Origin of the sequence: Kitasatospora sp. NA04385, assembly GCF_013364235.1 — a bacterium.
In the GTDB taxonomy this organism is placed as follows: Bacteria; Actinomycetota; Actinomycetes; order Streptomycetales; family Streptomycetaceae; genus Kitasatospora.
The window spans coordinates 6,862,334-6,885,888 of record NZ_CP054919.1; the positions used below are offsets into that span (position 1 = coordinate 6,862,334).

Sequence of the window (23,555 nt, forward strand, 5' to 3'; positions counted from 1 at the left end):
CAGGTCACCGGTGGGTGACGACGGTGGGCGGGCGGGTCGGCCGGTGGGTGGGCCGGTGGGTGGGCCGGTGGGCAGGTGGGTTGGGTGGGCGGGCCGTCCGGGAGGTCGGGCCGTCCGGGAGGTCAGGCCGTCCGGGAGGTCCTCGGGCGCAGTTCGCGCAGCAGGGTCTCCTGCACGGCGGAGGCCACCAGCACCCCGTCCCGGTCGTAGAACTCGCCCATCGCCAGCCCCCGGCCGTCCGAGGCCGACGGGCTGCGCTGTGCGAACAGCAGCCACTCGTCCGCGCGGAACGGGCGGTGGAACCACATCGCGTGGTCCAGCGAGGCCAGCGCCACCCGCGGCTCCTCGACCCGGTGCACCCGGTGCGGCTGCAGGTGCAGCGCCGCGGTCGAGGCCAGCGTCAGGTCGGACAGGTACGTCAGCGCGCACACCTGCAGCAGCGGATCGTCCCCCGGCAGCGGGTGGTCCGTCCGCAGCCAGACGAACTGCTGCGGGACGCCCGGCAGTTCTGGCGGCAGGCCGGGTGCGTCCGCCGGGACGAAGCGCATCCGCAGCGCCCGGAAGACCGCCGCGTTCGCGAACTCCTCCGGGGCGTCCCGCTCCCAGGCCAGGTACGGGTCCGGCAACTCCTCCGGGCCCGGCACCGGCGGCATCGTGCGCTGCCGGTCGCCCGCCGCCTCCGGGTGCTTGAACGAGGCCGACATCGTGAAGATCACCTCGCCGCGCTGCACCGCCGACACCCGCCGGGTCGCGTACGAGCGGCCGTCCCGGGCCCGGTCCACCTGGTAGACGATCGGGCGGCGCGGGTCGCCGGGGCGCAGGAAGTACCCGTGCAGGCTGTGCACCCGGCGGGCCGCCTCGACCGTGCGCCCGGCCGAGGTCAGCGCCTGCGCCGCGACCTGGCCGCCGAACGCGCGCAGCGGGGCGCCCGCGTGGCAGCGGCCCCGGAACAGGTTCTCCTCCAGCTCCTCGATGCCGAGCAGCTCCGCGAAGGAACGCAGTCCGGGGGCGGGATCGGGGGTCGGGGCGGCGAGGTCGATCACCCGGCACATGCTAGAACACGTTGCAATCGGCGGGGACTGTGGCGCCGGTCACGTGCGGTGCGGTGGGGGTGGGGTGCGGTGGGGTGGGCGGGGCGGGGGCGGTGCTGGGGGTCGGGCTGGGCGGCGGGCGCGGTGCCGGGCTGGGCGGGGGTGCTGTCGGGGGCGGAGGTTAGCGTTCCGCCCATGACCACGGCCGTACACGCCCTGCGCTACCTGCACCCCTCCGCGCTCCGCCCCAGCCGGCTGGACCTCGCCACCAGCGGCGGCGCCACCCCGCAGGGCGCGGCCGAGCACCCCAGGTTCTTCGCCGGCGTGCTGCGCCACCCCGACGCCGCGGCCGCCGCGCTGCTCGCCGTCGCCGACGTGGCCGCCGCCCGCTACCACCGGCCCGTCGGCGCCGCCTCGCTCGACCCCGTGGTCACCGCCGACGGCGACCGACTGCGCTTCGAGTCCTTCTCCGGCTGCGGCGGCGTGCACGCCCGGCTCGACGTGCTGCCCGAAGGGCTCGACGGCGCCGCCACCGGCCACGGCACCACCAACGTCGACGTCAACGCCCCGCTGCGCGAGGCCCTGCGGCTGCGCACCCCCGGCGAACGGCTGCGGCTCGCCGTCGGCGCCGAGGAGCTGGCCGTCGGCGTCGGCGCCGGGGAACTGGTCGAGCGCAAGGTCCCGCTGCCGCAGCGCTGGCTCAAGGGCTTCGCCGAGACCCAGGTCCTCACCGCCCGCTTCGACCGGCGCGCCGAACTGCCCGCCGCCGAAGCCGTCCGCTTCCTGCGCGCCCTGCCCACCACCGGCCGCGGCACCGTCCGCTGGGTCCTCCCGGCCGGGCCCGGCCTGCGCGCCACCTCCCGCCCCGGCCCCGGCGCGATCTGCCTGCCCGGCCCCGAACGGCTCTCCGCGCTGCGCCCGCTGCTGCGCCACGCCACCGCCCTGCACGTCTACGCCCCGCCCGGCACCCCCGCCGGACCCACCGCCTCCGCCTGGGAACTCGCCTTCCCCGGCGGCCGGTTGACGCTCACCCTGTCGCCCGACAGCTCCCGCGGCTTCTCCGGCGAGGGCGGCCTGCTCGACCTGCTTGCCGCCGACGTCCCCGCCGCGGACGTCGACGCGCTCGCCGCCCTGCTCGCCTGGGACCCGCGGATCGAACCCGCCGACCTGGCCGAGGACTCCGGCCTGGCCCCCGACCGGGTCCGGGCCGCCCTCGCCCACCTCGCCACCGGCGGCCAGATCGGCTACGACCTCGCCGAAGCCGCCCACTTCCACCGCCGACTCCCGTACGAGAGCGGCCGGGTGGAGGACCGCAACCCCCGGCTGCGGTCCGCCCGCGCCCTGCTCGCCGCCGACGCCGTCGGCCCGGTCACCGGCGACCTCCGGGTGGTCACGGTCGGCGACCACGTCCACCACGTCCGGGTCGGCGCCGACGGCACCGCCCTCGGCTGCACCTGCCGCTGGTGGGCCCGCCACCGGGGCGACCGCGGACCGTGCAGCCACGTGCTCGCGGTGCGGATGACGGGCCGGGCGGACTGGGCGGACGGTACGGACAGGGCGGACTGGGCGGACGGTACGGACGGGGCGGCGCAGAAGTGATCACCGTGGACTTCGTGACCGCGGTCCGGGAGGCCCGGACCCCGCTGGCCGCCGCCCTGGTCGGGCGGATGGCGGACGCCGAGCGCCGGGCCGCACTGCCCCGGCTCAAGCAGCTGCGCCGCGAACTGCGCGACAGCGACCAGGCCCGGGGCGGCGCCGTCACCGCCCTGCTGGTCGTCGGCGCCGTCTGCCACGCCGCCCCCTCCGGCGCCGCCGACTGGATCGCCGGCCGCGACTTCGACGTCCGGGCCTGGGACCAGCGACCGCTGCTCGCCCTGCTGGACGGCCAACCCGCCGCCTGGCAGCGGGAAGTGGCGCTGCGGCTGGCCCGCCGCCCCGCCGATCCCGATGCCTGGGGCAGCCCCGTTCCCTACCAGGTCGCCGAGTACCTGCTGCGCCGCAGCGACACCCCGCCGCCCGCCGAACCGGGCTTCGTCACCGGATGGATGCGCGACCGCGGCAGTCCCGAACCCCGCCGCTGGCAACCGCAGTTGCCGCCTGGCCCCGACCTGTACGCCCGGCTGCGCGCCGACGGCTTCACGCCCGTCCTCGCCCCGTTGGTCTTCGACGTCGACAGCGTCCAGGAATTCTCCGGCCCCTGGGCCGCCAAGGACCTCGGACAGCGCTGGCCCGCCGTGCTGGCCCGGCTCGCCGCCGAGGGCGTCATCGACCGCCCGGCACTGATCGCCCGCGGCTTCGCCCGGCTGGTGCGCGGCGGCGGCCAGGGCGAGGTGCGGACCAGCCTGGAGGTGGTGCGTGCGTTGGAGCCGGGCGTTGCCGAACTGGCGGACAATCGGCGGGCGTTGTTGGCGTTGTTGGACGGTGACTCGGTGGTGGCCGGGTATGCGTTGGAGTCGTTGATGGTGTTGGAGGGTGCGGGGCTGCTGGGGGAGGGGGAGTTGGCGGAGGCGGCGGGGGTGGTGTTGGCGCGGCCGGAGAAGAAGTTGGTGCGGGCGCAGTTGGGTTGGCTGGACCGGGTGGCTGCTGGTGGTCGGGTGGAGGTGGCGTTGCGGGCGGTGGCGGGGTGTTTCGGGCATCCGGACCGGCAGGTGCAGGGGCAGGCGTTGAAGGTGGTGAAGCGCCATGTCCGTTCGGTGGAGGGGGAGTTGTTGGCGGAGTTGCGGGCGGCGGCGTTGCTGCTGGATCCGGCGCATGCCTCGGTGGCGGCTGAACTGCTGGGTGTGGAGGTGGTGTTGGACGCCTGGGTGGTGGAGGAGGACCGGTTGCCGGAGCCGCCCCGGCCGGTGGCGATGCCCGTGCCGCTGGCCACTCCCGCCGAGGTCGCCGAGGAGCTGGCCGCCGCGATGGCCGCTCCCGACGAGAGCACGGCCTTCGAACGCGTCCTGGACGGCCTGACCCGCCAGGTCTGGGCGGACCGGGGCGCCCTCGCCGCCGCCCTCGCCCCCGTCCTGCCCGAGAACGAATGGCGGGTGCTCGGCGTCCTGGCCGGTGCCGCCACCGGCGCCGTCCCCGAGCAGCGCGTCCGGGCAGCCCTGCAGTCCCGGCAGGGCCGGATGTTCAGCGCCTGGGAATTCCGCGGCCCCGTCGGCGAGTTCCTCGCCGCCCGGCTGCACGAGACCGCCTGGCGGCTGGCCGCCGACCCGGTGCCGTTCCTGCTGTCCACCCCGACCTGGCGCCACGGATCGCTGGACGCACGGGAGTTGGTGGCCAGGCTGGCCCGCTACGAGGAACTCGGCGTCCGGCCCGGGCCGGTCGACTTCGCACTCGCCCTGCTGCGGACGGTCGGCGATGGCAGCGAGGGCGCGGAGGCGCTGACCTCGCCCGCCGGGCGGCAGTTGGCGGCCTGGCTGCGCGGCGGCGGGCTGCCCCGGCGGACGAGCACCGTCGTACCGCCCGGCACCTGGAAGACCGGGGTCTGGTGCGCGGACTTCCGCCGGTACTCGGCCCAGCCCGAACTGGCGGAACACGCGTGGACGTGCCTCGCCGCACCCGCCCTGGACGTGCCCGGGATCGCGGACGCGGACACCCCGCCCGCGGTCCTGCTGGCCCTGCTCGGCCCGTCCGAGCCCTTCTTCCGCCGCTCCGCCGTCGAGGGCGCCGTGCCCAGCGCCCGCTGGACCGCCCTGCTCCCGCACCACCGCGAGGAGTCGGCGCTGCGCATCACCGGCCAGCTCGCCCAGTCCGCCGACACCACCCCCGTCGGGGGTGCTCCCCGGCTGCTGCCGCTGCTCGCCGAGGCCGACGGCCCCTGCGGCCTCGCCGTCCACCAGGCGCTCGCCTACGGTCTCGGCGCCGGCCACGCCGAGGACCGCTCCGCGACGGTCGACGCCCTGCTCTCGTTCGCCGCCCAACAGCAGCTCGACCCGGCCGAGTTGGCCCGCGAGGTGCTCGAACTGCTCGCCCTCGGCGCCGTCAAGCCCAACCGCCTCGCCGCCGCCCTCGCCGAACTCGCCGACCCCGCGCCCCGGCTCACCTGGAGCATCCTGGCGGTCCTCGTCCCCGGCCTGCTCGACGGCCGACCCCCGCGCGGCGCGGCCGACCTGCTCACCGTCGCGGTCGACGCCGCCCGCCGCAGCGGCGCCCGCGGCCCGATCGACGCGGTGACCCGCACCGCCGCCCGCAAGGGAAGCACCAAACTGCTCGCGGAGACCCGGAACCTGGCCGCCGTGCTCGGCGACTGACCGGCCACCCGCAGAACGACGGACGACGAGGAACGGAGCGGAACATGGACCTGGTGACGGCGATCCGGAACGCGGACCCGGCGCGAGCCGCCGAACTGGTGGCGGGAATGGACGGGGCGCGGCGGAGCGCCGAACTGCCCGGCCTGGAGGCGCTGCGCCGCGAACTCATCCGCCGGGACAGCGTCCGGCCCGGCTGGGACGCTCTCCTGGTCGTCGGAGCCGTCTGCCACAGCACCCCCGCCGGGGCCGCGGACTGGCTCGCCCGCGGCGAACTCGACAGCCACGGCGCCTGGGACCGCCCGCCGCTGATCGGCCTGCTGGACGGCCAACCCGCCGCCTGGCAGCGGGAGACGGGCCTCCGACTGGCCAACCGGCGGGCGGGGAGGGCCGACGACTGGGGATCGGGCCTGCTCTTCGGCATCGCCGAACACCTGCTGCGCCGCAGCGACACCCCGCCGCCCGCCGAACCGGGCTTCGTCGTCGACTGGATGCGGGACCGCAGCTCCGCCCTGTTCCGCAGCGCCGTCACCGTCCTGCCGCCCGACGTCGACCTCCGCACCCGGCTGCGCGCGGACAGCTTCACCCCCGTCCTGGCCCCGCTGGTCTTCGAGGGCCCCACCGCCCGCTGGTTCGACCACTTCGCCCGCCGCGACGACGCCGAGCGCTGGACCCCCGCCCTGGTCGCCCTGGTCGCCGACGGCACCATCGACCGGGCGCCCTTCCTCGCCCGCGGCTTCGCCCGGCTGGTCCGCGGCGGGGCGCCCGGCGAACTGCGCACCTACCTGGACCTGGTGCGTGCGTTGGAGCCGGGTGTTGCTGAACTGGCGGACAATCGGCGGGCGTTGTTGGCGTTGTTGGATGGTGACTCGGTGGTGGCCGGGTATGCGTTGGAGTCGTTGATGGTGTTGGAGGGTGCGGGGCTGCTGGGGGAGGGGGAGTTGGCGGAGGCGGCGGGGGTGGTGTTGGCGCGGCCGGAGAAGAAGTTGGTGCGGGCGCAGTTGGGTTGGCTGGACCGGGTGGCTGCTGGTGGTCGGGTGGAGGTGGCGTTGCGGGCGGTGGCGGGGTGTTTCGGGCATCCGGACCGGCAGGTGCAGGGGCAGGCGTTGAAGGTGGTGAAGCGCCATGTCCGTTCGGTGGAGGGGGAGTTGTTGGCGGAGTTGCGGGCGGCGGCGTTGCTGCTGGATCCGGCGCATGCCTCGGTGGCGGCTGAACTGCTGGGTGTGGAGGTGGTGTTGGATGCCTGGGTGGTGGTGGAGGACCGGTTGCCGGAGCCGCCCCGGCCGGTGGCGATGCCCGTGCCGCTGGCCACTCCCGCCGAGGTCGCCGAGGAGTTGGCCGCCGCGATGGCCGCTCCCGACGAGAGCACGGCCTTCGAACGCGTCCTGGACGGCCTGGCCCGGCACGCCTGGCAGGACCGGACCGCCCTCGCCGCCGCCCTCGCCCCGCTCCGGCCGACCTGGGAGCCGCTACACGTCCTCGCCCGGATCGCCGCCGGCACCGCCCACCCCGAAGACCTGCCGCCGCTGCTCCAGTACCGCTACCAGTACGGCGGCGTCTTCGGCTCGGTGCTCGCCGCCCGCCTGCACGAGACCGCCCACCGGCTGGCCGCCGACCCGGTCCCGTTCCTGCTGTCCACCCCGACCTGGTGCAACGGCGCCCTGGACGGACGGGAGTTGGTGGCGAGGCTGGCCCGCTACGAGGAACTCGGCGTCCGGCCCGGGCCGGTGGACTTCGCGCAGGCGTTGCTGCGGACGGCGGGCGACGGGAGCGAGGGCGCGGAGGCGCTGACCTCGCCCGCCGGACAGCGGCTGGCGGCCTGGCTGCGCGGCGGCGGACTGCCCCGGCGGGAGAGCACCGTCGTACCGCCGGGAACGGCATCGGGGACGGTGCAGGAAACAGCACCGGGAACGGCACCGGGAACGGTGCAGGAAACAGCACCAGGGAAGGCGTCGGGGACGGTGCGGCACCGGCACTGTGAGCAGCCCGCGCCGGCCGCCGACCGGCTGGACCTGCTCGCGGTGGCGGACGGGGCACAGGTGCCGGAGCCGATCCGGCTGCTGCTCGGGCCGCGCCGGGAAGCCGAGGAGCACTACTGGGGCAGGGCCTGGCAGATCGACGGGCGCGCCACCGCGATCCTCCCCCGGCACCGCGAGGAGACCGCCGTCCGCCTCGTCCCCCGGCTCGGCGACGACCGGCTGCCGCTCCTGCTGGCGGAGAACACCGGGCCCTGCGGCCCCGCCGTCCACCTGCTGCTCGCCCTCTCCTGCGGCACGGAATCCGAGCGGGGCCGGGCCGCCGCCGTCGACGCGCTGCTCTCGTTCGCCGCCCAGCGGGCCGTCGACCCGGGCGCCCTGGGGCGCGCGGCCGGCGCGCTCGTCCGCGACGGCGCGGTCCGGCCCAACCGCCTGGCCCGCACCCTCACCGAGCTCGCCGCCGCCGGAGCGCCCCGGCTGGCCTGGGACGTCCTGGCCGCGCTGCTGCCCGTCCTGCTGGCGGCGCCGGTGCCCAGGGGCGCCGCGGAGCTGCTGGCCACGGCGGTCGACCGGGCCCGCGAGACGGGCGCGCGCGGCGGCATCGACGCGGTGACGCGGGTCGCGACGGGCGGCGGGCGCAGCCGTACGGTCACCGAGGCGGGGAACCTGGCGGCGGTGCTCGGGTAGGGCGCCTCCCCGGGCCGGGCCCGGCGGGCCGGGGTCACTCCAGGCCGGTGCGGCCGGGCGCCCAGAAGGGCTTGGTGAGGACGTCGCGCCGGTCCCAGCCGCGCTCGCGCACCAGGTGGTCGCGGACCAGCCGGACGGTGCCGACCTCACCGGCCAGGTAGGCGGTGCCGGGGGTCGGCGGCAGGTCGAGCGCCGCGACCGCCGCGACCAGTCCGGCCGACCCGGCGGCGGGCCGCCCGCCCCGGTGGACCCACCGCACGCCCGGGATCGGGAGCCGGTCGTCCTCGCCGTCCACCTCGACGACGGCGTGCGCCCGGGCCCCGGGCCCCAGGGCGGCCAGCATCGGGCCGAAGGCGGCGGAGGCGGTCTCCTCGCCGACGAACAGGTGGTGGGCGGAGGGACGGGTGACGAACCGCCCCTCCGGCTTGCCGAGCCGCACCCGGTCGCCGGGCCGGGCGGTGCGGCCCCAGGCGGCGCCGGGGCCGCCGCCGTGGTCCAGCACCCGCAGCTCCAGCCGGTCGCCCCGGTGCGACCACACCGAGTAGGTGCGCAGGGTGCCGACCAGGCGGTCGACCAGCGAGTCCGACCCGCCGACCTGGACGCGCACCTGCTGTCCGGGGACGACGGTCAGGTCCGCCAGCCGCGGGCCGGTCAGGGTGAGGGCGCGCCAGCGGCGGCCGAGCGGTTCGTTGGCGGTGACGGTGGCGGGGAGCAGGAAGGGGTCGAGCAGACGGCGTGGCACGGTGGGTTCCTCCCGTTCAGTCGGTGCGGCCGGCCCGGCGGGCGGCGAGGACGACCACGGCGCCCGCGGCCAGGGTGACCGCGCCCGCGACGTGCAGGGCGGAGGCCGCCCCGGTCACGAAGGCGTCGAGGACGGCGCTCCGGTCGGCCGGTGCCGCCGCCAGTGCGGCGGGAACGGAGTGCCGCCCGCGCGCGGCGGCGGGCAGCGCGGAGGCGAAGACCGAGGTCAGCACGGTACCGGCGACGGCGACGCCCAGCGCGCTGCCCAACTCCCGGGTGGCGGACTGCAGTCCGCCGGCGACACCGGCCCGGTGGGCGGGCAGGGACGAGGTCAGCTCGACCGTCAGGACCGGCATCGCGAGCGCGAACCCGGTGCCGATCACGACCAGCCAGAGCGCGTACAGCGGGTAGCCGGCGTGCGCGGCCGAGGCCAGCCCGAACAGGCCGCCGCCCAGGCACCCGAAGGCGAGCAGCAGGGTGGCCGCGAAGCCGATCCGCTCGGCCAGCGCGGGGGCGAACCGGGCGCCGACGATCATGGGCAGCACCAGCGGGAGGATCGCGACACCGGTCTGCAACAGGGAGAAGCCGCGCCCGTACTGCAGCAGCGAGGCGTTCAGGTAGAACAGCGCGAAGCTGCCGAAGAACATCACGAACATGCCCAGGCTCGCGGCGCTCAGCATCGGGATCCGGAACAGCCGGGGGTCGAGCAGCGGGTGCGCGGTGCGCAGCCCGACCAGCACCCAGGCCGTCCAGAGCAGGGCGCTGACCGCGAAGGCGCCGACCACCAGCGGGCTCGCCCAGCCGGAGCCGGGGCCCTCGATGATGCCGACCAGCAGCGCCACGGTGGCGAGCACCAGCAGCGTGGTGCCGGCCGGGTCCAGCGAGCGGGGGCTGCGCCCGCTGCGGCGGACGGTGAGCGCGACGCCCAGCGCGCAGGCCAGGGCGAGCGGGACGACGGCCCAGAACAGCAGCCGCCAGGAGCCGGACGACAGCAGCGCGCCGCCGCCCAGGTTGCCGATCAGGCCGCCCAGCCCGGCGACCGCGCCCCACAGCGCCAGCGCCCGGCCGCGCCGCTCGGGGCGGGTGGCGTGCACCAGCACGCCGACGCCGTTGGGCAGCACGAGGGCCGCCCCGACGCCGCTGACCACCCGGCCGACCAGCATGACGCCGGTGCTCGGCGCCGCGGCGGTGAGCGCGGCCCCGGCGGCGAAGGCCAGCAGCCCGGCGAGCAGGGCGCCCTTGCGGCCGAACCGGTCGCCCGCGGCGCCGCCGGGGATGACCAGGCAGGCGAAGACCAGGACGTAGGCGTCGACGATCCACAGCAACTGCGCGGGGCTGGGGTGCAGCGGGCCGGCGGCGAGCATCGGCACCGCCAGGTTGATCGCCGCGACCAGGCCGACGACCAGGACGGTGCAGACCGACACCCAGGCCAGGACGAGCGTCTCGGTGCGGCGGACGCCCGCGGCCCCGGCGGGTTCGGCGGGCCCGGTGGGCCCGGTGGACGGGGGTATGGCGGCGGTGCCGGAGGGCGTGGTGGTCATGCGTCCTTCCCGTGGTCGGAGGTGTCGGTGGTGTAGGCGCCGCCGAGGATGTCCTCCAGCAGCGTGGGGCCGGTGGGCCGCCAGGAGAGCAGCGTCCGGGTGAGGTCGGCGGAGCCGGTCAGGGTCTGCCCGAAGAAGTGGCCGACCACGCCGAAGTGCTCCGCCGCGTCCGCCGGGTCGATCGGGGCCACCGGCAGGCTGAGGGCGGTGCCGAGCGCCTCGGCGATCGCCCGGGTGGTGACGCGCTCCTCGGCGACGGCGTGCATCCGGGTCCCGGCCGGGGCGTGCTCCAGGCCGAGGCGGATCAGCCGGGCCGCGTCCGTGACGTGCACGGCGGACCACTCGTGGGTGCCGTCCCCGACGTAGCCGCTGACGCCGTGCCGACGGGCGGCGGCGGTCAGCCAGTTGACGAAGCCCCAGTCGCCGCGTCCGTGCACGCTCGGGGCGAAGCGGACCGCGATCGGGCGGACGCCGCGGGCGGCCGACTCCAGGGCGAGGTTCTCCGAGCCGCCGCGGTCCGCGGCCGGGCCGACCTCGGGCGAGGCGTCGGTCTCCAGCGCCGGTCGGCCCCGGACCAGGCCGGAGAGTCCGTTGGCGATCACGAACGGCTTGCCGGAGCCCTCCAGGCCGTCCAGCACCGCCTCCACGGCGGCCCGCTCGGCGCGGTCGCCGCCCTCCTGGTCGGCCCAGTCGTGCTTGTTGGCCAGGTGCACCACCGCGTCGGCGGCGCGGGCGGCCTCCCGGAAGGAGGCGGGGTGGTCGAGGTCGCCGCGGTGCACCTGCGCCCCCTTGGCGGCCAGGGCGGCCGCGGCCCGGTCGGAGCGGGCCAGGCCGAGGACCTGGTGGCCGGAGCCGAGCAGTTCGTCCACGGTGGCCGAACCGATCCAGCCGGTGGAACCCGTCACGAAGACACGCACGGTGCGGTCTCCCTTCCGCCCTGCGGGCATGGTGCCGGCACCGTCGGCCGGCAATTAAGGATCACGATGCACCGAAACTAACAGATCCGGTACACCGTGTCCATTAATTGGCCGAGGGAGGCGGGACCGGGCCGGCGGGACGGGCGTCGCACGCCCAACGGGGCCGCTCCGGACGGTGCTTGGCGCAACCGTGTGCACACTGTCTCGTCACGTACGATGGCCGGAGCGAAGGCCCGGGAGAGGGAGCGGCATGGGCGGCAGCGAGCACGGCAAGGTCGGTCGCCCGCGCAGCGAGGAGGCCCGGACGGCCGTCCTGCACGCCGTCGACGACCTCGTGGTGGAACTCGGCTACAGCGCGGTCACCCTCAAGGGCATCGCCGAGCGCGCGGGCGTCTCCCGGCAGACCGTCTACCGCTGGTGGTCGACCAAGGCCGAGATCCTGCTGGAGGCGAGCGCGACCGACGCCCGCCACGAACTGGACGTCCCCCCGCAGCAGGACCCGGCCGCCGACCTCGCCGCCTACCTCGAAGCCCTGGTCGCCTTCCTCACCACCTCCGACGCGGGCGCCGCCTACCGGGCGCTGGTCGGCGAGGCGCAGCACGACACGGCCGTCCGCGACCTGCTGCGCGGCGCCGACCCGATCGGCGCCAGCGCGGCGGCCGTCATCGGCCGCGCCCTGCCCGGCGAGGCGCTGGCCGTCCCGATGCAGCAGGCGACCGCGCTGCTGGTCGGGCCGGTCTTCTTCTGGGTCCTCAGCGGCCGGGAGCCGGACGCGCTGGAGCCGCGCACGCTGGCCGCCGACTTCCTGCGCCTGGCGTCCGCCGCGTCCTGAGGCCCCCGCGAGGCCCTGTAAGGCCCCCGCGTCGGGAGGCCGGGCGAGGGTGCCGGGAGGGCGGGCGTACCGGGAGGCCGGGCGGGCTTCCGGCCGCGGCGGCGCTAGCGCCGGGGGACCTCGCCGTCCTGGGCCGGGGACTGCCCGGCGGTGGGACGGACCCGGGCGAGGGGGGCGTCGGGGAGGGCCGGGGAAGCGGTGAGGGCGGCGGGGGTGTCCGGGACGGCGGCGGGGCCGGGCGGGAGGAGCAGGTCCGCGCCGGACGGGGCCGCGGCGACGGCGCGCCACCAGGGCTTCGCGGTGGGCGGGTTCGCGGGCTCGAAGGGCCGACCGGGCCGGGGCAGCGCGAGCGTGACGCCCGCGTCCTGGGCGGCGGCCACGGCGCGTTCGGCGGGCTCCTCCCACGGGTGCGGGGCGAGGTCGAAGGTGCCCCAGTGCACCGGCAGCATCACCTCGCCGCGCAGGTCGCGGTGGGCCTGAACGGCCTCCTCGGGCGTCAGGTGGACCTCGGGCCAGTGCTCGGAGTACGCGCCCACCTGCATCATCGTCGCGTCGAACGGCCCGAAGCGGCGGCCGATGTCGGCGAACCCCGGGAAGTAGCCGCTGTCGCCGCTGTGGAAGATCCGGTGCCGCTTGCCCTCCACCACCCAGGACGACCAGAGGAACTTCCCGCTCGGCCGGGGCCCGCGCGAACAGTAGTGCCGGGCCGGGGTGGCGGTCAGCCGCAGGCCGTCCAGCTCGGCCGACTCCCACCAGTCCAGGTCGACGATCCGGCGCGGCGAGACGCCCCAGTGCTCCAGGTGCGCGCCGATGCCCAGCGGCACCGCGAACACCGCGTCCCCGGCGGCCAGCGTCCGCACCGTCGCCATGTCCAGGTGGTCGTAGTGGTCGTGGGAGATCACCACCACGTCCACCGGCCCGAGTTCGGCCAGCGGCAGCGGCACCGGGTGCAGGCGCTTGGGGCCGATCCAGTCGAACGGCGAGCAGCGCTCGCTCCACACCGGGTCGAACAGCACCCGCACCCCGTCCAGCTCGGCCAGCACGGTGGCGTGGCCCAGCCAGGTCAGCCGCAGGCCGGACGCGGGCAGGGTGGCCAGCTCCCCCGGGAGCAGCCGGTGCACCGGCACCGCCGCGGCCGGGGTGCGGCGGTTGGGGTCGACCGCGAGCTTGGTGCGCATCAGGGCCAGCGGGGTGTGCGCGTACGCGAGCCGGCGGGTCGCCACCGGGTTGCGGAACGACCCGTCCACGAAGTGCGGCGAGTTGCGGACCCGGTGCAGGCGCCAGCCGGACGGGTCCGCGCCGAACGCGTCCGTGCGCATCCGCTGCCAGGTCTCCCGGGGCAGCGTCCGGTACGAGCGCTTCGCGTCGCGCAGCGCGAGGCCGGCCTCGGCGGCCAACTCGCCGGCACGGAACAGCCAGGAGACGGGGCGGGACACGGTACCTCCACGGTCGAACACCCGAACGGCGGCGCGCCGGGACGGCGGGACGCGGTGCGCCCCGCGGCATCGACGGCGGGCCGGAGCGCGGCACCCGGACGGCCGGGGACCCCCGGCGCCGGACGGCGCACCTCGGGCCGGGACATTACCGGTCGAAAGCGGAGGAACCGGGCAGGTCGGCGATGACGCGCCGGAACGGGCGCAGCGGATGGTCCGTCCGGAGTAACGGAGACGGACCGCCCCGGGATGCGGGACGGTCCGTCGTCGGCGGGTGGTCGGTGGGTGGTCGGTACGTGGTTCGCGTGCTGCCGGTGTGCCGGGGTTCAGGCGGCCGGGTAGAAGCGGGTGATCGTCTCCGCGACGCAGTGCGGCTTGGCACTCGCCTCGCTGGCGATGGTGAACCGGACCACCGCCTGCACGCCGCCCGGCACCTCGTCCGCCGACACCAGCACCGCCGTCGCCCGCACCGCCGTGCCCACCGGCAGCGGGGCCGGGAAGCGCACCTTGTCCGAGCCGTAGTTCAGCGCCATCGCGACGCCCTCCACGGCGTAGCACTCCTTCGCCAGCACGGGCAGCAGCGAGAGCGTCAGGTAGCCGTGCACGATCGTCCCGTCGAACGGCGTCTCCTTGGCGCGCTCCGGGTCGACGTGGATCCACTGGTGGTCGCCGGTCGCCTCCGCGAACAGGTTCACCCGGTCCTGGTCGACGGTGTGCCACTCGCTGGTGCCGAGTTCGGCGCCGACCGCGGCGGTCAGATCGGCGAGCGAGGCGAAGGTCGTCACGGTGCGCTCCACAGGTGCGTCGGGGCAGGGGCGGCCCGGGGCGGGGCCAACTCGCAGAGTATGCCTACTCGCCGGTCACATGTCAGCGGGGTGGAGGGCGGCGCCTGCCCGCGGGACGGTGGCGCCTGCCCGCGGGGCTGTGGCGGGGGCTGCGGCGGGCGGGGTGGTGCCGGTCGGGGCAGTGCAGGCCGGAGCGGTGCCGGTCGGGGTGGCGTCCGGGAAGACCGGGGGGATGCGGCGGCCGGAGACCAGCTCCGGGCTGATCGCCACGTACTCCGGGCCCGGGTCCGGGATCCACGGGCGCAGGCCGCCGGAGCGCAGGGCCGCCCGCTCGCCCGCATCGCGCACCACCTCGGCGCGGCCGTGCACCAGGACGCTCCAGCCGCAGCGGCCCGCCGGGTCGAAGTCGTCCACCTGGAACGCGGCCACCGTGCCGTCCAGCGCCCGCGCCACCCGGGTGCCGGTGCGCAGGGCCAGGATCAGCCGGCCGTCCGCCGCCACCCGGAAGGCCACCGGGAGCACCGCCGGAAGGGCGTGCTCGGTGTACACCACCCGCCCCAGCGGCACGGTGTCGAGCAGTCGCAGGCACTCGGCCTCGCTGAGGGTCTCCACCCGGTCGTCACGGTCCATACCGACGATGGTGCCCCCGCCGGTGCGGGCCCGAACAGGGCCCATGGTCCCTGAGCTGGGGCTCATCGGGCCGATTCCGCCCCGCACCGACACCCCGCGGCGATACCTTGGCTCCGGCGGCGTCCCGTTGCGGCCCGGCCGGCCCGGACGGGGCGGCGCGGCAGGCCAGGGGCGGTACAGGTGGAGGGGGCGGTACGGGTGAGCGGTGGCATCGAACTGGTGATGATCGGCGCCGACGGCGGCCCCGAACGCGGCCACGGCGGTTCGGCCCGCGCCGCCGACGGCGCCCGTACCCTCGCCGACGCCCTCCCCGGCCGCACCTTCGACGCCGGCACCCGCGGCAGCACCGTCACCCGCCCCCCGGCCGACGCCGACGCCAACACCCTGCTCACCGCGCTCCGGCAGGCCGCCCAGCGCCCCGCCCGCTGGCTGGTGGTCGGCTTGGTCGGCCAGCTCGTCGCCGATCCGCGCGGCCGCCGGGTCGCCCTGGTCACCGCCGGCTCCACCTCCGACAACGCCTACCGGCGCGGCCTCGCCTGGGACTGGATCACCAGCGCCATGGTGCACGGCGCCCAGGAGGAGACCCTGCTGATCGTCGACGCCGTCGCCGACCGGGACACCTGGGCCGCCCTGCAGCGCGAGGACGGCGCGGGCGAACTGCTCGGCCACTCGCGCGTCCCGCTCTGGGGCCGGATCGGCCGCTGGAGCGCGGGCCGGCGCGGCCGGGACGGCGTCCTCCCCGGCGCCGAGGGCTCGTTCAGCTGGGCGCTCGGCCGGGTCCTGGAGCACGGCGTGCCCGGCGCGCCCGCCGCCGTCGGCCCGCTCGACCTCCAACCCGCCGTGGAAGGGCAGTTGGGATGGGGAGAACCGGCCAATGCGGGAGAAGCCAGACTTCTGGTCCCGCGTGACGGGGGAAGACTCCTGATGCGCAATCGGGCTGCAGTGAGAGGTGCGCTCGCCGGATTGCCGTTTTCCGATGAACTTTTGGCGGTTCTGTGGCGAGAAAGTGCCCCAACCGATCCGCCTTCCGCGTAAGGTCAGGACGCCCCGGGTGTTGCCGTGCCGGGGCGGGGTGGCGAAGAATCGACCTCCGAGCGACCTCAGAACGAACCGGGGACGGCAGACGACATCAGCGGTCCGGATCCACCACAGGTCCGGCCGCAACAAGGTGGGGCTATGCGGCAGCGCTCAATTCTGGTGCGCCCTGGGGCGGTTGGGATCAGCGGGTTGCTCCTGCCATTCCTGCTGGCAGCCTGTTCCGCCTCCGGCGCGGGATCGGCGGACCGACTCGGAACACCCTCCGGAAGCCTTCCGCAGGCGACCGGGGCCGCCACGGCGCCCGCCTCGGAGACCGGCAGCCCCGCCCCCCGGGAAGGAAGCCAAGGCCTGCAGGGAAACGGCGCGGTGACGGCCTATCAGGCCTGGTGGGACGTCCAGGTCGACGTCCTCGGGCGATCGGATTCGGACGGAACGCCGCTGCGCCAGTACGCCACCGGTTCGGCGTTCACCGAAACCGTGATCTCGCTCACCCAGCTGCACGACAACAAACTCGTCATGATCGGCCGACCGCGCACCTCGCCCATCCTCAAAAGCCTTGATCTACAAGCCAATCCGCCCACCGCCACGGTCGAGGACTGCCTCGACGTGACCGGCTGGCACCAGGCGGACGCCAGTACGAAGGAGATCAGGGATCCGCAACCGCGGCTGTCGCGTTATCCGGCGACCGTCGTGATGAAGAAATACGGAAACCGCTGGCTGGTCGCCGAGTTCACCCGCGAGGAGGGCAAGTCATGCTGAACTCCGCCTGGCGCACCGCTATTTGTGTACTGATCGGACTCGGATTGGCCGCTGCGGCGGTTCCGGCGGCGAACGCCGCCGACGACCCCGTCGGGCCGTGTGCCGACCGCACCATCTGCACCGGGCACCACGAGCCGGGCAGCACTCCGACCGCGGGCGGGGGGACGTCCGGGGGAGGGGGCGGGGGCGGCGGGAGCGACAAGTGCACCTGGAAGGGCAAGGAAGTGGCGTGCTGGCTGGACGACCGGGGCGCGTTCTCGGAGGGCTGCTACTACATCGAAGCCGATCCGCAGCCGCTCCCGGACGAAGCCGTGTGGGCCGGACGCACCTCCAAGGACGGCGCTTTCTATGACAAGTCATGCATCCTGGACGACGGCTTCGTGCCGGCCGGCCAGGTCTTCCTGGCCCAGCCCGTCGCGGCCCCGCCGCCCAAGACGCCCGCCCAGGTCGCCTACGACGCCCTGAAGACCATCACCGTCGCCGAACCCGTCCTGCACGTCGCCCCGGCGAAGGACGCGGTGGTCGGATCGCCGGTGTGGCTGTGGTTCGACGCGGACCCGGGCACCGTGGGGCCGCTGAGCAGCACGCTGGAGGGGGTGGGATTCAAGGTCACCACCACGGTCACGCTCGCCGAGGTCGTCTGGAACGTGGACGACGGGCCGGCCGGGAACGGCCAGATCCAGCACTTCTCCTGCAAGGACGCCGGGAACCCGTTCAGCGCGCAGGGGGCACCGACCTGCAGCCACGTCTTCACCGAGAGCTCGGCGCGGATGAAGGACAAGGCCTACAGCCTCAGCGTGACCCTGAAGTGGCACGTGAGCGCGCGGAGCACCGACGGCACCGCCATCGACATGACCGACTTCGACTGGTGGCCGACCTACACCCAGGCGGTGCTCAGCGTCCCGGTCAACGAGGTCCAGGTGCTGAACTGACCGGCCGGCGCACCGGGCCGAAGGCCCGGAGACCGACGTCCCATCACGAGTGAGAGGCCGCAGAGCGGTGGAGAACCGAAGCATGCCGACCCCGCCGCGCCGACTCGGCGCACGACGGCGGCGCCCCGCCGTACTGGCGATGGCGGCTGCGCTGATCGCGGCCGGCGGACTGGGCGGGGCGGTGCTGTACAACAGCAGCGGGCAGCGGATCGCCGTGCTGGCGCTGGCCCGGGACGTGCCGATGGGGCAGGTGCTCAGCCCGGACGACCTGGTGGTGGCGCACATCGCGGGGGACCCCGCGCTGCACCCGCTGGACGCCCAGGACCTGCAGCGCACCGTCGGGCTGCGGGCCACCACCGATCTGAAGCGCGGGGCGCTGCTGGTCAAGTCCGACCTGACCAGCGACCCGGCGACCCAGCCCGGGCAGCAGATCGTCGGCGTCTCCGCGAAGCGCTCCCAGCTGCCCGCCACCCGGCTGCAGCCCGGCCTGCAGATCCTGATCGTCAACGCGCCCGGCGGCAGCGGCGACGCCACCACCACCCGCACCCCGGAGACGATGACCGCGGTGGTCGCCGCGGTGGGCAAGCCCGACACCGACGGCAGCACCGTGATAGACGTCGCCGTCGGCCCCGCGGACGGGCCGCGGCTCGCGCTCTGGGTGGCGGGCGGCAAGTTCCAGGTGATCCTGGCGCCCCGAACCGCCGGAGGGTCCTGATGGCAGTGGTGGCCGTGCTCGGCGGGACGGGCGCGCCGGGGGCCACCAGCAGTGCGCTCGCGCTGCTGCTGTCCTGGCCGCTGCGCCCCGGCCGCCGGGTGCTGCTGGTCGAGTGCGACCCGGACGGCGGGGCGGTGCTGGCCGGGGCGCTGGAGGGCCGGGTCGAGGCCGTGTACGGGCTGCGCAACCTGGCCGTCGCCGACCGGCGCGGGCTGCTCGCCGAGACGCTGTGGGAGCAGCTGCTCGACGTCTCCCCGCAGGGCACCGGCGAACGCCTGCTGCTGCCCGGCCTCACCGACCCCACCCAGGCCCCCGGCCTGGCGTACACCTGGGAGCCCCTGGTCGAGGCCCTGCGCGCGCTCGAACCGCAGGGCTACGACGTGCTGCTCGACCTGGGGCGCTCCGGCGCGAACGGGTCGATGGCGGTGCTGCCCCGGCGGGCCGACGTGGTGGCCGCGACCGTCCGCACCACCCTGCGCGGGCTCTCCGCCGCCCGGCCCCGGATCGCCGCGCTGCGCGAGGACCTCGACACCCACGGCGCCGGCTCGGACGGCCTCGGCCTGCTGCTGGTCACCGAGGGGCCCTACCCCGAGAACGAGGTCGCCCGGCAGTTCCAGCTGCCCGTGCTCGGGGCGCTCACCCACGCGCCGCGCACCGCCCGGGTGCTCTCCGACGGCGGCGACACCACCGACCGGCGCTTCATCCGCTCCGAGCTGATGCGCACCGCGCGCACCGCCGCCGACCGGATCCAGGGCGTCGCCGAGGCCCGCCGCCGACGCCTGGGCGGCCCGCAGCCCGCCCCGCAGGCGCTGCCCCCGCAAGCGCTGCCCCCGCAGCAGCAGCCTCAGCAGCCGCAGCCGGTCCAATCCCAGCCCGTGCCACCGCAGTTCGTCCAGCCACCGGTTCAGCAGCAGGCCCAGGCACCGGCCCAGCCGCAGGCCCGGGAGCAGGTGCCGCCGCTGCGCCCGGCACCGGTGCCGCCGCAGCAGATGGCGCCGCCGCAGCAGGTGCAGGCCCCGCAGCCGGTGCCGCCGTTCACGGCCGGGCCGGTGGCCGGCCCGGCATACCCGCAGCAGCACCAGCACCAGCACCAGCAGCCGTACCCGCAACAGCAACAGCAGCCGCCGCCGTCCTACCCGCAGCAGCCGCAGGCGTACCAGCAACAGCCCTACCCACAGCAGCAGTTCCAGCCGCAGGCGCCGCAAGTGGCGGCTGCGGGAGGACAGTTCACGGGGGAGTGGCCGATCCGGGCGGAGGCACCGCAGATCTCGTACGCCGCACCGTACATAGCGCCGCCCGCGGTGCCGCAGCCGCCCGCGCCCGCGCCGTTCCCGGGACAGCAGGGGCAGCACGCGCAGCACGGGCAGCACGCGCAGCAGGGGCAGGACGGTTCGGACGGGGAGGAGGTGCGGCGTGCGCGCTAGCCCGTACCAGGGGCCGCTGCCGCCGCAGCAGCCGGTGAACGGACAGGTGGTGCCGGGGGGTTCGGCCGACGCGGCCGGGCTGCCCTGGGGGAAGCCGCCGGTGGCGGAGCCGCAGGTGCGGACCGGGCCGGTGGCGTCCGCGGTGCCCGCGCTCCCGTCGGCGGGCACGCGTCCGGCCGTGGACCCGCAGGTGGCAAGGGAGTTGAAGCGCCAGGTCGCGGCGGAGCTGCACCAGCAGCTGTCGCGGCTGTCCCAGGCGTCCGGGAGCGAGGCGGACCGGGCCACCCGGCGGCAGCGCGGGCGGGCGCTGATCGAGGAGGCGGTGGCCCGCTGGTCGGACGCCTACGCGCAGACCCACGGCATCCCGCCGACCCGGGAGCAGGACCGGGTGCTCGCCGAGGCGGTGTACGACCTGCTGTTCCGGGCCGGGCGGTTGCAGCCGTACCTGGACGACCCGGAGATCGAGAACATCCTGATCAACGGGTGCGACGACGTGTGGGTCTCGCGGGTGCACCAACCGCTGCGGCAGGTCCCGCCGGTGGCCGACACCGACGAGGAACTGGTCGAGCTGCTCCAGGACTTGGCGCGTCAGCACGGCGGCGGCGAGCGCAGCCTGTCGACGGCCAGCCCGATGCTGGCGCTGCGCCTGGAGGGCGGGATGCGCCTGCAGGCGATGACCGAGGTGACGCCCCGCCCGTACGTGGCGATCCGTCGGCACCGGGTGGCCAGTGCGACGCTCAGCGACCTGGTCCAACTCGGCACCGTGGACACCACGTTGGCGGCGTTCCTGGCGTCCGCGATCCGGGCCCGGAAGAACGTGATGATCACCGGCACCCAGGGCGTCGGCAAGACCAGCCTGCTGCGCGCGATGGCCGCCGAGATCCCGCCGGACGAGCGGGTCGGCACCCTGGAGTCGGAGTTCGAGCTGTGGCTGCACACCCTGGGCCACCTGCGGCAGGTCGTCCCGATGGAGGCCCGCGAGGGCAACGGCGAACGCGTGGACGGCCGGATGGCGGGCGAGTTGACGATCGGCGAGCTGATCCCGGCGGCGCTGCGGATGACGCTGTCGCGGATCATCGTGGGCGAGGTCCGCTCCGCCGAGGTGGTGCCGATGCTGCGGGTGATGACCAACGGCGAGGGCGGCTCGATGTGCACCCTGCACGCCCGCGGCCCGCACATGGTGGTCGACCGGATCGCCGAACTCTGCCTCGAGTACGGCGCGCACATGACCGACACCCTCGCCTACCGGCTCACCGCCAACGCGGTCGACTTCATCGTGCACGTCGCCATGGTCGACGAGACCGCGGTCGGCGGACGCCGGCACCGCTTCGTCTCGCACGTGCTGGAGGTGGCCGGCCTCGGCGAGTCCGGGCGCCCCGCGCTGAACACCGTCTTCGGGCCGCGCCCGGAGCTCGGCGAGGTGCGGGCGGTGCCCGTCACCCCGCCGCACTGCCTGGACGACCTGCGCCGGGCCGGTTTCGACGCGGGCCTGCTCGGCTCCCCGTACGGGACGTGGGGCGCGCCGCTGGCGCTGCGGATCGGGGGGATGCGCTGATGCTGCTGCTGTACGTGCTGTGCGGGCTGGCGCTGGCCGGCGGGCTGGTCGCGCTGGCCGCCGGCCTGCGCGGGCGGCCGGTGGACGAGGAGGAACGGCACAACCCGCTGGAGGGCCGGCTGCACACCCTCTGGTACGGGGCGCCCGGCACCGCCTCGCCCGGGATGGCCCGGCTGCGCCGCAGCCAGCTGGTGCTGGCGCTGCTCGGCGCGCCCGGCGGCTGGCTGTTCACCGGCATCCCGCTGGTCGGACTGCTCGTCCCGGCCGCCGTGTTCGGCCTGCCCTGGCTGTTCGACGCGACCCGCTCCGACACCCGGCGGATCGAACGGCTGGAGGCGCTCGCCGAGTGGACCCAGCGCCTGGCCGACGTGCTGCTGCTCGGCGTCGGCCTGAACCAGGCGATCATGACCAGTCGGCGCACCGCGCCGGTCGCGCTGGAGACCGAGATCGCCGACCTGGCGGCCCGGTTGCAGTCCCGCTGGCGGCCGGAGGACGCGCTGCGCGCCTTCGGCGACCAGGTCGCCGACTCGACCGCGGACAAGGTGCTCGCCGCCCTCGTGCTGCGGGCCGGTGACAGCGGCCCCGGCCTGGCCCGGGCGCTGGCGGACATGGCGGAGTCGGTGCGCGAGGAGGTCCGGCAGCGGCGTGCCATCGAGGCGGACCGCTCCAAGCACCGCACCACGATCCGCTGGATGGTCGGCATCATCCTGCTGGTCATCGTCATCGGGGCGTTCAACTCCCACTACACCGCGCCCTATTCGACGGTGCTGGGCCAACTGGTGCTGGCCGTCGTGGCGGTGGCGTTCGTGGCGGTGATCGCCTGGATGCGCTCGCTGGCCCGGCACACCCCGCTGCCCCGGGTGCTGGAACCCGACCGCCGCTCCAAGACCGGCCGGCTGCCCGGCCGGAGCGCCGCCGGGGAGAACGCGGGAACCGAGGACGAACCACTGGTGAAGGAGGCCGGATGATCTCCCCCTGGGCGGTCCTGGCCGGCGGCGCCGCGGCCGGCGGCGTGGCCCTGCTGCTCGCCGAACTCCGGCCCGCACCACCGGACCTGGGCCAGGCCCTGGACCGGCTGCACCGCGTTCCCGAACCGCGCCGGCCCGAGGACGCGGACGCCGCGCTGCCCTGGTACGACCGGGTCGGCGAAGGGTCGGCGCGACTGCCCGGGGTGCGCGTCCCGCACCGGGAGCTCGCCCTGATCGGCCGCAGCCCGGCCCGCTTCATGGCGCACAAACTGCTGTTCGCCGTGCTCGGGTTCGCGCTGCCCGGCTACCTGTCGGTGATGGCCGCCGTGATCGGCGACGGCCTGCCGCCGGCCGTCCCGCTGCTGGTCGGACCACTGCTGGCCGGGCTGCTCTGGTTCGTCCCCGACGGCATCGTGGCGGGCGAGGCCAAGGAGGCCCGCACCGAGTACCTGCACGGCATCGCCGCGTACCTCGAACTCGTCGCGCTGGAGCGGGCCGCCGACTGCGGGCCCGCCGAGGCGCTGCGCCGGGCCGCTGCGGTCGGGCGCGGCACCGTGTTTCGGCGGATCCGTGACGCCCTGGAGCGGGCCGCCACCGACCGGCTCCCGCCCTGGGACGGACTCGACGCGCTCGCCCAGGAGTTGGGCCTGACCCCGCTCCAGGACGTCGCCGACATCATGCGGATCTCCGGCGTCGACGGCGCCGCCGTCTACGACACCCTGCGGGCCCGCGCCAAGAGCCTGCGCGGCGAACTGCTCTCCGAGGAACTCGCCAAGGCCAACACCGACAGCGAGCGGATGGTCGCCCCCGGCTCCGCCCTGACCCTGCTGATGACCGTCCTGATCGCCTTCCCGGCGGTCTACCAGATGCTCAACACCACCTGACCGAGACCACCTGACCGACACCACCCGGCACCACCCGACCACCCGGCACCACCCGACCACCCGACCGAGCAGCGAACGAACAGCGCCACCCGCCTTCGCGCGGCACCTGCACCGAGTCCCTCCCCTCGAAGTCCTGGAGACCACACCATGGCCCGAATCCGCACCGTGGCGGCCGCCCTGCGGCCGCTGCTCCCGCTCCATCTCGTCCGACCCGCCGTCGAGTACCGCCTCGTCAAGCTGCGCGCCGCCCGCGAGTCCGGCGACCGCGGCGCGATCAGCATCGAACTCGCCCTCGCCGTGATCGTGCTGGTCGCCATCGCCGGGACGGTCGTCTACGCGATCACCCAGCTCGGCCAGAAGGTCCAGGGCAACATCCAGAAGGACGTTCCCGCCGGCGGCACCGCGCCGTGATCCGCCGCCCGCACCGGCCCGCCACCCGGCCCGCACCGGCCGGGTGGTCCGCGCGTGC

20 protein-coding genes are annotated in these 23,555 nt (G+C 75.8%); 13 read left to right on the forward strand and 7 right to left on the reverse strand.

Features of this window, described 5'->3' with window-relative positions:
* Nucleotides 1-122: 122 nt before the first annotated feature.
* Nucleotides 123-1,052, reverse strand: a complete 930-nt coding sequence (locus tag HUT16_RS30340; protein ID WP_176191233.1) for an acyl-CoA thioesterase II — start codon at nt 1,050-1,052, stop codon at nt 123-125.
* 174 nt (nt 1,053-1,226) lie between these two features.
* On the opposite strand from HUT16_RS30340, the gene HUT16_RS30345 reads away from it, so the two are divergent.
* From HUT16_RS30345 to HUT16_RS30355, 3 genes are read left to right on the forward strand one after another with little or no spacing between them, the layout of a single operon-like run.
* Entirely contained in the window at nt 1,227-2,630 is a 1,404-nt protein-coding gene (locus HUT16_RS30345; protein WP_176191234.1) for an SWIM zinc finger family protein, read from the forward strand.
* 5 nt (nt 2,631-2,635) lie between these two features.
* The gene (locus HUT16_RS30350) at nt 2,636-5,272 is read left to right on the forward strand and encodes a DUF6493 family protein (RefSeq protein WP_254898053.1); all 2,637 of its coding nucleotides are present in this window, start codon (nt 2,636-2,638) and stop codon (nt 5,270-5,272) included.
* Nucleotides 5,273-5,316: 44 nt separating this feature from the next.
* Complete coding sequence (locus tag HUT16_RS30355) at nt 5,317-7,932, forward strand: DUF6493 family protein (RefSeq protein ID WP_176191236.1); 2,616 nt, start codon at nt 5,317-5,319, stop codon at nt 7,930-7,932.
* 34 nt (nt 7,933-7,966) lie between these two features.
* Here the strand turns inward: HUT16_RS30355 and HUT16_RS30360 are convergent, their stop codons facing one another.
* Genes HUT16_RS30360 through HUT16_RS30370 form a run of 3 tightly spaced genes read right to left on the reverse strand, consistent with a single transcriptional unit; the run spans nt 7,967 to nt 11,131 of the window.
* Entirely contained in the window at nt 7,967-8,674 is a 708-nt protein-coding gene (locus tag HUT16_RS30360; RefSeq protein ID WP_176191237.1) for a siderophore-interacting protein, read from the reverse strand.
* Nucleotides 8,675-8,690: 16 nt separating this feature from the next.
* Nucleotides 8,691-10,214, reverse strand: a complete 1,524-nt coding sequence (locus HUT16_RS30365) for an MFS transporter (RefSeq protein WP_176191238.1) — start codon at nt 10,212-10,214, stop codon at nt 8,691-8,693.
* On the reverse strand, nt 10,211-11,131 hold the full coding sequence (locus HUT16_RS30370) for an SDR family oxidoreductase (protein ID WP_176191239.1): 921 nt from the start codon (nt 11,129-11,131) through the stop codon (nt 10,211-10,213). Before HUT16_RS30370 ends, HUT16_RS30365 begins: the two co-directional genes overlap by 4 nt.
* A 250-nt stretch (nt 11,132-11,381) precedes the next feature.
* On the opposite strand from HUT16_RS30370, the gene HUT16_RS30375 reads away from it, so the two are divergent.
* Entirely contained in the window at nt 11,382-11,963 is a 582-nt protein-coding gene (locus tag HUT16_RS30375) for a TetR/AcrR family transcriptional regulator (RefSeq protein ID WP_176191240.1), read from the forward strand.
* A 104-nt stretch (nt 11,964-12,067) separates the two neighbouring features.
* On the opposite strand, the gene HUT16_RS30380 is transcribed toward HUT16_RS30375, so the two are convergent.
* The 3 genes from HUT16_RS30380 to HUT16_RS30390 all read right to left on the reverse strand — a co-directional run bounded on the left by HUT16_RS30380 (nt 12,068) and on the right by HUT16_RS30390 (nt 14,811).
* The gene (locus tag HUT16_RS30380) at nt 12,068-13,399 is read right to left on the reverse strand and encodes an MBL fold metallo-hydrolase (protein ID WP_254898054.1); all 1,332 of its coding nucleotides are present in this window, start codon (nt 13,397-13,399) and stop codon (nt 12,068-12,070) included.
* Nucleotides 13,400-13,722: 323 nt separating this feature from the next.
* Nucleotides 13,723-14,181, reverse strand: a complete 459-nt coding sequence (locus HUT16_RS30385; RefSeq protein WP_176191241.1) for a MaoC family dehydratase — start codon at nt 14,179-14,181, stop codon at nt 13,723-13,725.
* A 75-nt stretch (nt 14,182-14,256) separates the two neighbouring features.
* The gene (locus tag HUT16_RS30390) at nt 14,257-14,811 is read right to left on the reverse strand and encodes a pyridoxamine 5'-phosphate oxidase family protein (RefSeq protein WP_176191242.1); all 555 of its coding nucleotides are present in this window, start codon (nt 14,809-14,811) and stop codon (nt 14,257-14,259) included.
* 198 nt (nt 14,812-15,009) lie between these two features.
* On the opposite strand from HUT16_RS30390, the gene HUT16_RS30395 reads away from it, so the two are divergent.
* The 9 genes from HUT16_RS30395 (at nt 15,010) to HUT16_RS30435 (ending at nt 23,497) form a co-directional block, all read left to right on the forward strand.
* On the forward strand, nt 15,010-15,846 hold the full coding sequence (locus HUT16_RS30395) for a hypothetical protein (protein ID WP_176191243.1): 837 nt from the start codon (nt 15,010-15,012) through the stop codon (nt 15,844-15,846).
* 369 nt (nt 15,847-16,215) lie between these two features.
* The gene (locus tag HUT16_RS30400) at nt 16,216-16,608 is read left to right on the forward strand and encodes a hypothetical protein (protein WP_176191244.1); all 393 of its coding nucleotides are present in this window, start codon (nt 16,216-16,218) and stop codon (nt 16,606-16,608) included.
* Nucleotides 16,602-17,540, forward strand: coding sequence for a hypothetical protein (locus tag HUT16_RS30405; protein ID WP_176191245.1), 939 nt, complete (start codon nt 16,602-16,604; stop codon nt 17,538-17,540). The genes HUT16_RS30400 and HUT16_RS30405 overlap by 7 nt, the downstream gene beginning before the upstream one ends.
* A gap of 82 nt (nt 17,541-17,622) precedes the next feature.
* Nucleotides 17,623-18,255, forward strand: coding sequence for an SAF domain-containing protein (locus tag HUT16_RS30410; protein ID WP_176191246.1), 633 nt, complete (start codon nt 17,623-17,625; stop codon nt 18,253-18,255).
* Nucleotides 18,255-19,679, forward strand: coding sequence for a hypothetical protein (locus HUT16_RS30415; RefSeq protein ID WP_176191247.1), 1,425 nt, complete (start codon nt 18,255-18,257; stop codon nt 19,677-19,679). Before HUT16_RS30410 ends, HUT16_RS30415 begins: the two co-directional genes overlap by 1 nt.
* Complete coding sequence (locus HUT16_RS30420; RefSeq protein WP_254898055.1) at nt 19,669-21,234, forward strand: CpaF family protein; 1,566 nt, start codon at nt 19,669-19,671, stop codon at nt 21,232-21,234. Before HUT16_RS30415 ends, HUT16_RS30420 begins: the two co-directional genes overlap by 11 nt.
* On the forward strand, nt 21,234-22,202 hold the full coding sequence (locus HUT16_RS30425; protein WP_176191248.1) for a type II secretion system F family protein: 969 nt from the start codon (nt 21,234-21,236) through the stop codon (nt 22,200-22,202). The genes HUT16_RS30420 and HUT16_RS30425 overlap by 1 nt, the downstream gene beginning before the upstream one ends.
* Nucleotides 22,199-23,086: a hypothetical protein gene (locus HUT16_RS30430; RefSeq protein ID WP_176191249.1), complete on the forward strand. Its 888-nt coding sequence runs from the start codon at nt 22,199-22,201 to the stop codon at nt 23,084-23,086. The genes HUT16_RS30425 and HUT16_RS30430 overlap by 4 nt, the downstream gene beginning before the upstream one ends.
* A gap of 147 nt (nt 23,087-23,233) precedes the next feature.
* Nucleotides 23,234-23,497: a hypothetical protein gene (locus HUT16_RS30435; RefSeq protein WP_176191250.1), complete on the forward strand. Its 264-nt coding sequence runs from the start codon at nt 23,234-23,236 to the stop codon at nt 23,495-23,497.
* The last annotated feature ends 58 nt before the right edge of the window (nt 23,498-23,555 follow it).

Coding starts and splice junctions, on each gene's coding strand:
- HUT16_RS30430 (WP_176191249.1), top strand. CDS start 22,199: ATGATCTCCCCCTGGGCGGTCCTGGCCGGCGGCGCCGCGGCCGGCGGC.
- HUT16_RS30355 (WP_176191236.1), top strand. CDS start 5,317: ATGGACCTGGTGACGGCGATCCGGAACGCGGACCCGGCGCGAGCCGCC.
- HUT16_RS30365 (WP_176191238.1), bottom strand. CDS start 10,214: ATGACCACCACGCCCTCCGGCACCGCCGCCATACCCCCGTCCACCGGG.
- HUT16_RS30340 (WP_176191233.1), bottom strand. CDS start 1,052: ATGTGCCGGGTGATCGACCTCGCCGCCCCGACCCCCGATCCCGCCCCC.
- HUT16_RS30415 (WP_176191247.1), top strand. CDS start 18,255: ATGGCAGTGGTGGCCGTGCTCGGCGGGACGGGCGCGCCGGGGGCCACC.
- HUT16_RS30425 (WP_176191248.1), top strand. CDS start 21,234: ATGCTGCTGCTGTACGTGCTGTGCGGGCTGGCGCTGGCCGGCGGGCTG.
- HUT16_RS30405 (WP_176191245.1), top strand. CDS start 16,602: ATGCTGAACTCCGCCTGGCGCACCGCTATTTGTGTACTGATCGGACTC.
- HUT16_RS30410 (WP_176191246.1), top strand. CDS start 17,623: ATGCCGACCCCGCCGCGCCGACTCGGCGCACGACGGCGGCGCCCCGCC.
- HUT16_RS30375 (WP_176191240.1), top strand. CDS start 11,382: ATGGGCGGCAGCGAGCACGGCAAGGTCGGTCGCCCGCGCAGCGAGGAG.
- HUT16_RS30345 (WP_176191234.1), top strand. CDS start 1,227: ATGACCACGGCCGTACACGCCCTGCGCTACCTGCACCCCTCCGCGCTC.
- HUT16_RS30390 (WP_176191242.1), bottom strand. CDS start 14,811: ATGGACCGTGACGACCGGGTGGAGACCCTCAGCGAGGCCGAGTGCCTG.
- HUT16_RS30435 (WP_176191250.1), top strand. CDS start 23,234: ATGGCCCGAATCCGCACCGTGGCGGCCGCCCTGCGGCCGCTGCTCCCG.